7 protein-coding genes and 1 pseudogene are annotated in these 9,165 nt (G+C 69.7%); all 8 read left to right on the forward strand.

The features are described from left to right. Window positions 1-754: cell division protein FtsH (locus tag VFW24_10520; GenBank protein ID HEX5267196.1), on the forward strand; the 754-nt coding region annotated here is incomplete at its 5' end. Further along, on the forward strand, window positions 751-1,437 hold the full coding sequence (locus tag VFW24_10525) for a PRC-barrel domain-containing protein (protein HEX5267197.1): 687 nt from the start codon (window positions 751-753) through the stop codon (window positions 1,435-1,437). The genes VFW24_10520 and VFW24_10525, both read left to right, overlap by 4 nt. Window positions 1,438-1,526: 89 nt before the next feature. Continuing rightward, window positions 1,527-2,368 (forward strand): annotated as a pseudogene (locus VFW24_10530) (aldose 1-epimerase family protein). Further along, window positions 2,365-3,780: a glucose-6-phosphate dehydrogenase gene (gene zwf / locus VFW24_10535; GenBank protein ID HEX5267198.1), complete on the forward strand. Its 1,416-nt coding sequence runs from the start codon at window positions 2,365-2,367 to the stop codon at window positions 3,778-3,780. Before VFW24_10530 ends, zwf begins: the two are co-directional and overlap by 4 nt. 81 nt (window positions 3,781-3,861) lie before the next feature. Next, entirely contained in the window at window positions 3,862-4,896 is a 1,035-nt protein-coding gene (gnd, locus tag VFW24_10540) for a decarboxylating 6-phosphogluconate dehydrogenase (GenBank protein ID HEX5267199.1), read from the forward strand. Window positions 4,897-4,906: 10 nt separating this feature from the next. After that, a complete protein-coding gene (locus tag VFW24_10545) occupies window positions 4,907-5,581 on the forward strand; it encodes an HAD hydrolase-like protein (protein ID HEX5267200.1) in 675 nt (224 codons plus the stop codon). Between the two features lie 49 nt (window positions 5,582-5,630). Continuing rightward, complete coding sequence (locus VFW24_10550) at window positions 5,631-8,489, forward strand: bifunctional transaldolase/phosoglucose isomerase (GenBank protein HEX5267201.1); 2,859 nt, start codon at window positions 5,631-5,633, stop codon at window positions 8,487-8,489. A gap of 76 nt (window positions 8,490-8,565) precedes the next feature. Next, window positions 8,566-9,165, forward strand: a 600-nt coding sequence (locus tag VFW24_10555; GenBank protein HEX5267202.1) for a DUF2090 domain-containing protein, incomplete at its 3' end; no start/stop codon positions are given.

Here is a 9,165-nt window from a genome sequence, read left to right on the forward strand (position 1 = left end):
CCGGGACCGCCTCCTCATCGGCCGGCGTGAGGCCTCCAACGCCCTGCTGCCCGAGGAGAGCCATGCCGTGGCCGTCCACGAAGCCGGCCACGCCCTTGTCGCCGCGCTGTCCGAACACGCTGACCCCGTGGCCAAGATCACCATCCTGCCCCGGGGCGCCGCCCTCGGGGTCACCGAGCAGCTGCCCACCACCGAGCGCCACCTCTACCCCGTGAGCTACCTCACCGACTCCCTGGCCGTGCGCCTCGGAGGCCGCGCCGCCGAGGTGATCGTTTTGGGTGAGGCCTCGACCGGGGCCGCCAACGACCTGGCGGGGGCCACCGATCTGGCCACGCGCATGGTGAGGGAGTGGGGACTCTCCGCCGAGGTCGGGCCCATCGGCTACGGGCCGGACGGTCCGAGCCGCGACAATCCCTTCGCCGGGCGTTCCTACGCCGAGGCGACCCAGCGCAGCATCGACACCGAGGTGGCGCGCCTGCTGAGGGAAGCCGAGGCCAGCGCCGCCGCCCTGTTGCGTGAGCACCTCGACAAGCTCGGCCGGCTCACCGACCTGTTGATAGAGCGCGAGACCATCGACGGATCGGAGCTGGCCGCGATCGTCGGGATGACGGAAGGTGTGCCTGTGGAGGGGCTGTCCATAGTCCCTCGGGCGGTCGCGATGGCCGCGACGTCTGCCCCGGACGACATGAACCGGGGGACACTCCCGGCCGCCACCAGCCCTCGTCCCGACCGCCCTGTCGTGCGGCTCCCATGAGCGGACGGGATCAGACGAACTACTCCAGGAAGCAAAACGAGGAAGGCATGACCGAATCCAGTGAATTCACCATCGGAAGCGAAGTCTCCTGCATCGACGGCACCTGCGGGGAGTTGAGGCGGGTGGTAGTCGATCCGATTGCCCGGACACTCACCCATCTCGTAGTCGAAGCAAAGCATCGTCAAGGAGTGGGCCACCTCGTACCGATGGATCTCGTCGCCTCGGCTGAGGGTGCCATTCAGCTCAGCTGCACCATCTCCGGATTCGAAGCCCTCGAGGACGCGGAGGAGAGCCGGTTCCTGCCAGGGGCGGTGGGCCAGTGGGGCTATGGCCAAGACCAGATGCTCTCGTGGCCCTACTACGGGCTGGGCCTGGGCCCCACGGGGACGGGGATCCCTGCTCCGATCGTCACCGACCGGGTCCCGGTGGGGGAGGTGGAGGTGCGCCGAGGCGAGCCCGTAATGGCCACCGACGGCCCCATCGGGCGAGTCCAAGGTCTAGTCATTGACGCCGCCGATCATCACGTGACCCACGTCCTCTTGGATGAGGGCCACCTATGGGGCAAGAAGCGTGTCGCCATCCCGATAGGCGCGGTGGCCGGCGTCGATGACGGGGTACACCTGAGGCTCACCAAGGACGAGGTGCGCGACCGGCCGCCGATCGATCTGGCGGACCCGGAGTGACCGGGCCGAGAGCAGGGACGGCGGACCCTTTCCCGGCCGGCCATCAGGTCGAGATCACCTGGGGAGACCAGCGCGCCACCGTCGTCGAGGTGGGCGGGGGCATCCGTACCTACCAGGTCGGTGATCGACCGGTGCTTGATCCCTACTCGCTCGAGGACATGTGCGACGGGGCCCACGGGGCGCCTCTCGTCCCCTGGCCGAACCGCCTGGCTGACGGTCGTTACCGGTTCGACGAAGTCGAGTATCAGGTGGGCCTCAGCGAGCCGGAGAAGCACAATGCCATCCACGGCTTGCTGCGGTGGCGGGCGTGGCGCGTCCTTCGCCCGAGCGAGGCTCAGGTGACGATGGGCATCTGGCTGTTTCCCATGCAGGGGTATCCCTTCTCCTCGACTTCGAGGTCGACTATGCCCTGGGCGACGGACTGACCGTGACCACGACCACCCTGAACCGGGGGGAGCGGGCATGCCCCTACGGCGCCGGCCAGCACCCCTACCTGTCCCCGGGGGCAGGGCTGATCGACGACTGCACGCTCGCCATCGACGCCGCCACCCGCATCGTCACCGACGACGTCCGCCAGCTGCCCGTCGGCACCGAAGCGGTGGCCGGCACTCCCTACGATTTCGCCGCAGCGCGGGCCCTCGGCACGCAGCGGCTGGACTTCGCCTTCACCGACCTGACCCGCGACGCAGATGGTCGGGCTTGGACCCGCCTCGGGGGCGCCGACGGGCGGCATGCCGAGCTGTGGGTGGACGAGACCTACCCCATCCTCGAGCTCTTCACCGGGGACACGCTCGAGCCGCACCGGCGCCGCCGGGGGCTCGGCACCGAACCGATGACCTGTCCCCCCAACGCCTTCCTGAGCGGCGAGGGCGTGATCCGCCTGGAGCCCGGCCAGGCGGTGACCACGACGTGGGGGGCGTGCCTGAGATGAGCGAGACGGGCGCATCCCCAGCCGACGCCCTGGTGATCTTCGGGATCACCGGGGATCTGGCCCGCAAGATGACACTCCCCGCCCTGTACCGCTTGGAGGCGGGCGGCCACCTCGACTGCCCGATCGTCGGGGTGGCCCGAGACGACTGGTCCGAGGCCCACCTGGTCACCGAGATCCAAGCTGCCCTGCAGTCCGAAGGCGAGGCGGTGGAGGACAAGGTCTTCGACCGCCTGATAAGGCGCCTCAGCTACCTGCCGGGCGACTTCGCCGACCCGGCCACCTTCGAGGCGCTCGCCTGTCGGCTGAAGGACGCCACCCGCCCACTCTTCTACCTGGAGGTACCGCCCGAGCTTTTCGGGCCGGTGGTCGCCTCCCTCGGCAAAGCGGGGCTGACCGCGAACTCCCAGGTGATGATCGAGAAGCCCTTCGGCCACGACCTCGGCTCGGCGCGGAAGCTCAACGAAGACCTTCACCAGGTGCTGGCCGAGGACCAGATCCTGCGCATCGACCACTTCCTGGGCAAGCAGCCCGTCATGGACGTCGCCTTCCTGCGCTTCGCCAACGCCATGTTCGAGCCGGTGTGGAACCGCGACCACATCGCTTCCGTGCAGGTCAGCCTGATCGAGGACTTCGGGGTGGAGGACCGTGGCGGCTTCTACGACGCGGTGGGAGCGCTGCGTGACGTGGTGCAGAACCACCTCCTGCAGACCCTGGCCCTCATAACCATGGAATCCCCGATCGGTTCAGGATCGGCCGGCCTGTGGGACAGGAAAGTCGAGGTGTTCCGGGCCCTGGCGGATGCCGACCCGGCGCGCTGCGTGCGGGGCCAGTACGAGGGTTACTGCGAGGTGCCCGGCGTGAAGCCCGACTCGGTGACCGAGACGTACGTGGCCCTGCGCCTCGAGGTGGAGAACCGGCGCTGGGCCGGCGTCCCGTTCTTCGTCCGGGCGGGCAAGGCCATGGCTGCACTTGCCACCGAGGTGAGGGTGATCTTCCACCGCCCGCCTCCGCTCGCCTTCCTGGAACAGCCCAACCATCCCGACGCCAACCAGCTGGTGTTCCGGATCGACCCCGATGCCGCCCTCCGCCTGGTGATGGCGTCCAAGGGACCCGAGGGCCGCTCGACGCGGGAGGTGCACCTGGACCTTCCCTTCGCCGCCGAGCTAGGTCAGCCCCCAGGTCCCTACGAGCGCCTCCTCCGCGACGCACTGGTCGGCGATCCTTCGCTGTTCACCCGGGAAGACGCTGTCGAGGAGACCTGGCGGGTCCTCCAGCCTCTGGTGGACCACCCCCCGGCACCGGTGACTTATCCGCGGGGTTCATGGGGACCGGCCGCGGCGGATGAACTCGTCAGGGGCCATCCGCCCTGGCAGCAGCCGTGGCTGTCCGAGCCGCAGAGGGTCAGGAGATGACCACCGTTCGGGGGAGACGGCAGGGCAAAGAGATACACCAAGGACCCGCCAGGACGACACGACCTACAGGAGACAACGGGGATGATGACGAGCAAGCCGATGCACCTCGGCATGGTGGGCCTCGGGCGCATGGGGGCCAACCTGGTCCGCCGACTGATGCGCGATGGCCATAGCTGTGTGGTCTTCGACGTGGCACCCGATGCGGTCAAGTCGCTGGAGGCCGAGGGGGCGACCGGAGCCTCGTCGCTGGCGGATCTTGTCGGCCAACTACCGGCTCCCCGAGCGGTGTGGGTGATGGTGCCCGCCGGTGAGGTGACAGGTAAGACCGTCGAAGGCCTGGCCTCTCACATGGAGGACGGCGACACGATCATCGACGGCGGCAACTCGTATTACCGCGACGACATCCGCCGGGCCGCCGAGCTGTCCAGCCGGGGCATCCACCTCATCGACTGTGGGACGAGCGGGGGGGTGTGGGGGATCGAGCGGGGCTATTGCCTCATGATCGGCGGCGAAGCCGAGGTCGTGGCGCACTTGGAGCCCATCTTCGCCACGATCGCCCCGGGTATGGGCTCTGCGTCGCGGACCCCGGGGCGCAGCGGGGAAGCTGCTCCGGCCGAGCGGGGGTTCCTGCACTGTGGACCGAACGGCGCCGGGCATTTCGTGAAGATGGTTCACAACGGGATCGAGTACGGGATGATGGCCGCCTTGGCCGAAGGGCTCAACATCTTGCACAACGCGGATGCGGGGACCCGGACGGTGGCGGCCGACGCCGAGACGTCGCCCATGGAGTCACCCGAGTTCTACTGCTTCGACATCGACACCACGGCGGTCACCGAGGTGTGGCGTCGGGGCAGCGTCATCGAGTCGTGGCTGTTGGACCTGACGGCGACGGCCCTGTTCGACTCACCCGACCTCAGCGAGTTCGCCGGGCGCGTGTCGGATTCCGGAGAGGGACGGTGGACTTCGATCGCCGCCATCGACGAGGGCGTGCCCGCACCCGTGCTCAGCGCCGCCCTGTATTCCCGCTTCGCGTCACGGGGCGGGGACGACTTCGCCGACAAGGCCCTCTCCGCCATGCGCAAGGGCTTCGGTGGCCATGACGAGAAGAAGGCCTGAGGTGGCCGGCATGGCCAGGCCCGTCGTCGTGCTGTTCGACGTGGACGAGACCCTGGTCCATACCGGGGGGGCGGGGGCCAAGAGCTGGATGGCCGCCTTCGACAAGCTCCACGGCATCCCTGCCGACATCGGGGCTCACACCTCGGCGGGGGAGACCGACCCCCAGGTGGCCAGAGCCACCTTCAGCGCCGTGCTGCACCGTGACCCGACCGCCGACGAGCTGGGCCGGCTCTACGCCGCCTATCTCCGCCAGCTCGGCGGCGAGATCTGGGCCTCGGAGCACTACCGGGTGCTCCCTGGTGCCCAAGACACACTCCTGCGCCTGGGAGACGCCGGGGTGACACTCGGGATCGTGTCGGGTGCCATGGAGGGAGCGGCGCGCACCAAGCTCGTCCCCGCCAACCTCAACCGGTTCTTCGTCTTCGGCGCCTACGGGTCGGACTCCCCGGATCGGGCCGAGCTGACCGAGCTCGCCATCGACAAGGCCTCCCGCCTTCACGGGACCAAGCTGGAACCGGGAGAGGTCTTCGTGGTGGGCGACACCCCCCATGACATGGAGGCCACCAACGCGGCGGGCGCCGTGGCTGTCGGGGTGGCCAGCGGGCACTACTCGGCCGATCAGCTCGGCGCCGCCGGTGCCGCGCACGTGCTCGGGTCCCTCGAGGACCCCTTCCCGGGGCTGTGATGGCCGACACAGCCAGCTTCGGGGCACTCGTCGCCAGAAGGAGCCGCATATGACCGACCCCATCCAACAGGCCTTCGCCCTCGGCCAGAGCATCTGGTACGACGGGATCCGCCGTTCGCTTTTCGCATCAGGCGACCTCGAACGCATGGTGGCCAAGGAGGGGCTGCGGGGAATGACCTCCAACCCCTCGATCTTCGAGGCGGCCATCGCCGGCTCCAGTGACTACGCCGAGGCCATCGCCGAGCTGCGCAGCACAGGGCCCAGGGACGCCAAGTCCGCCTACGAATCCCTGGCCATCTCCGATATCCGTGCCGCGGCCGACATCTTCCGCCCCGTCTACGAGGACAGCGGCGGTTCCGACGGCTTCGTGAGCATGGAGGTCTCTCCCGAGCTGGCCCACGACACCGCCGGCAGCGCCGCGGAGGCTCGCCGGCTCTGGTCGGTCATCGACCGGCCCAACGTGATGATCAAGGTGCCCGCCACCCCGGCGGGCATCCCCGTCATCCAGGAGCTCACCGGCGCCGGCATCAACGTCAACGTCACCCTGCTGTTCGGACTCGAGGCCTACGAGTCGGCGGTCCAGGCCTACCTGGCCGGCCTCGAGGACCGCCTCGGGGCGGGCGGTGACCTCGGAACCATCGCCTCGGTGGCCAGCGTCTTCGTCAGCCGCCTGGACGCTGCCCTCGAGGCGCGACTCGGCAGCGTGCCGGGCCCGGCCCATGTCGCCTCCGCCCACACCACGGTGGCCATCGCCAACGCCAAGGTCATCTACGCCCGCTTCCGCCAGCTCTTTTCCGGTCCCCGCTGGGACAGCCTGGCCGGCGCCGGGGCCCGCCCGCAGCGATTGCTGTGGGCGTCAACCAGCACCAAGAGCCCCGCCCTTCCCGAGCTTCTCTACGTGGAGTCCCTCATGGGCCCGGACACCGTCGACACCCTCCCCCCCGCCACCTTCGAGGCCTTCCGGGCCCGTGGCCGCGTGCATTCAGCGCTGGAGGAGGACATGGAGGCGGCCCGAGCGATCCTGGAGGGCCTGCCTGACCAGGGGATCGACCTGGCCGAGGTCACCGATCAGCTGCTGAGCGACGGGGTTGACAAGTTCCAAGGCGCCTTCCGCAAGCTGCTGTCGTCCCTGGAAGAGGCCGTGGCCGGTCCTTCCGCGAAGGCCGAACCTTGGCGCCTGCACCGCTGCCTGCCCGCCGAGCTCACCGAGCAGATGAACGCGGCACTGGGTGAGTGGCGGGCCACCGACAAGACGACTCGGCTCTGGGCGCATGACGCCACGGTGTGGACCGGCGGCGACGAGGCGGCCTGGCTGGGCTGGCTCGGGGTGGCACTCGACCAGGCGGCCCACGCCCAGCGCTTCGAGACGCTGGCCAAGGAGGTAGCCGACGCCGGCTTTACCGACGCAGTGGTGCTGGGCATGGGCGGCTCCAGCCTCTGCCCCGAGGTGCTGGCCAACACCTTCCCCTCCCGTCCCGGGCTTCCTCGCCTGCACGTGCTGGACTCGACCGACCCCGCCCAGGTGAAGGCCATACAGACCCAGCTCGACCTGGCCAGCACTCTGTTCTTCGTGTCCTCCAAGTCCGGCACGACTCTCGAGCCCAACATCTTCGCCGCCTACTTCTACCAGGCGGTGTCGAAGGTGGTGGGCGAAGAGCGGGCCGGCTCGCACTTCGTGGCCATCACCGACCCCGGCTCGCCTCTGGAGGACCTGGCCAGGACTCAGCGTTACCGGGCCGTCTTCGCCGGAGTGCCCTCGATCGGCGGGCGCTACTCGGCCTTGTCGAACTTCGGGATGGTGCCCGCCGCCGCCAGCGGAATCGACGTGGTACGGCTCTTCGAGTCGGCCGAGACTATGGCGCACGCCTGCGCCCCCTCGGTCCCGGCCAGGGACAACCCCGGGCTGGTGTTGGGGGCGCTCATCGGCGCCGCCGTCAACGCCGGCCGGGACAAGCTGACCCTCGTAACCTCGCCGGGCCTGTCCCGTCTCGGCGCCTGGTTGGAGCAGCTGCTGGCCGAATCGACCGGAAAGCACGGCCGAGGCGTCATCCCCGTAGACCGCGAGCCGCTGGGAGCACCCGAGGCCTACGGATCCGATCGACTCTTCGCCTACATCTCCCTGGCGGGCGATCACGACAGCGACTTAGAGGCCAAGATCTCGGCCTTGGAGGCAGCCGGCCAACCGGTCGTGCGCATCGAGTTGTCCGACCCCTACCAGCTGGGCCGGGAGTTCTTCCGCTGGGAGTTCGCCACCGCGGTGGCCGGCTCGATCATCGGGATCGACCCCTTCGACCAGCCCGACGTGGAGGAGGCCAAGGTGTCCGCCCGCCGGCTCACCGACGCCTACGACCGGAACGGCTCCTTGGCCGAGCTGGACCCGTTCTTCGAGGGCGACGGGGCGGCGCTCTACGCCGATAGCACCAACCAGGCCGCCCTGGCTCAGGTGGGCGGCGAAGGGCCGAGCCTGCCCGGCTACCTGGGCGCCCATCTCGGGCGGGCCGGGACCGGAGACTACGTGGCCGTCTTGGCCTACGTGCCGATGACCGAAGCCCATGAGGCCGTGCTGACCGGGATCAGGACCGCCATCCGGGACGCCCGCCGGGTGGCCACCTGCGTCGGGTTCGGGCCGCGTTTTCAGCACTCGACCGGCCAGGCGTACAAGGGCGGTCCCAACACCGGGGTGTTCCTCCAGATCACCTGCGACGACACCGTCGTCCTGCCCGTGCCCGGGCACCGCTTCAGCTTCGGGGTGGTGAAGGAGGCCGAGGCCCGAAGCGACCTCGAGGTCCTGGCCCAGCGGGGCCGGCGGGCCTTGAGGGTCCACCTCGGCCCTGACGTGGCCGCCGGGCTGGAAGTCATCCGCGCCGCCGTGACCGAAGGGCTCCTGTCGGTCAGCACAAGAGCATGACCGGCTGGCCCCCCTATCGGCGGCGACCTCTGGGAAACCGTCCCGTCCTCGGCCGCTCGGAAAGAAGGTGTCTCGTATGAACATCGACGCCGCCCACCCGCTCTACCTGCTGCCCTTCGACCACCGCGCCTCGTTCAAGACGCGCCTGCTGGGCATCGCCGGTACGCCCGACGCGGCGCAGCGCCGCCAGGTCACCGACCTGAAGATGCTGATCTGGGAGGGCTTCGAGCACGCCGTCGCCAACGGGGCGCCCGTGTCGCGCTGTGGGGTGTTGGTCGACGAGGAGTTCGGGGCCGATGTGGCCCGCGCCGCCCGATCCGCCGGGGTGGCGCTGGCGATGCCGGTCGAGCGCTCCGGCCAGGACGACTTCGAGTTCGAGTACGGGGACTGCTTCGCCGCCCACGTCGAGGACTTCGACCCCGACTTCGTCAAGGTGCTCGTGCGCTACAACCCCGAAGGGGAGCGGTCCCTCAACGCAGCCCAGGACGCCCGCCTCGCCGCCCTGTCGCTGTGGCTCCGGGCCCAGGGACGCCGACTGCTCTTCGAGCTGCTGGTCCCGCCCACCGCCGCCCAGACGGCGGCCACCGGCGGCGACCCGGCGGCCTATGAGCGCGATGCCCTACCAGGTCTCATCGTCGGCGCCATGGCCGCCCTGCAGGCCGCCGGAGTCGAGCCC

It is taken from the genome of Acidimicrobiales bacterium, from assembly GCA_036273495.1.
GTDB lineage: Bacteria > Actinomycetota > Acidimicrobiia > Acidimicrobiales > JAJPHE01 > DASSEU01.

Bases quoted from the DNA above. Each gene is read 5' to 3' on its own strand.
- zwf (HEX5267198.1), top strand. From the start codon at position 2,365: ATGAGCGAGACGGGCGCATCCCCAGCCGACGCCCTGGTGATCTTCGGG.
- VFW24_10550 (HEX5267201.1), top strand. From the start codon at position 5,631: ATGACCGACCCCATCCAACAGGCCTTCGCCCTCGGCCAGAGCATCTGG.
- gnd (HEX5267199.1), top strand. From the start codon at position 3,862: ATGATGACGAGCAAGCCGATGCACCTCGGCATGGTGGGCCTCGGGCGC.
- VFW24_10525 (HEX5267197.1), top strand. From the start codon at position 751: ATGAGCGGACGGGATCAGACGAACTACTCCAGGAAGCAAAACGAGGAA.
- VFW24_10545 (HEX5267200.1), top strand. From the start codon at position 4,907: ATGGCCAGGCCCGTCGTCGTGCTGTTCGACGTGGACGAGACCCTGGTC.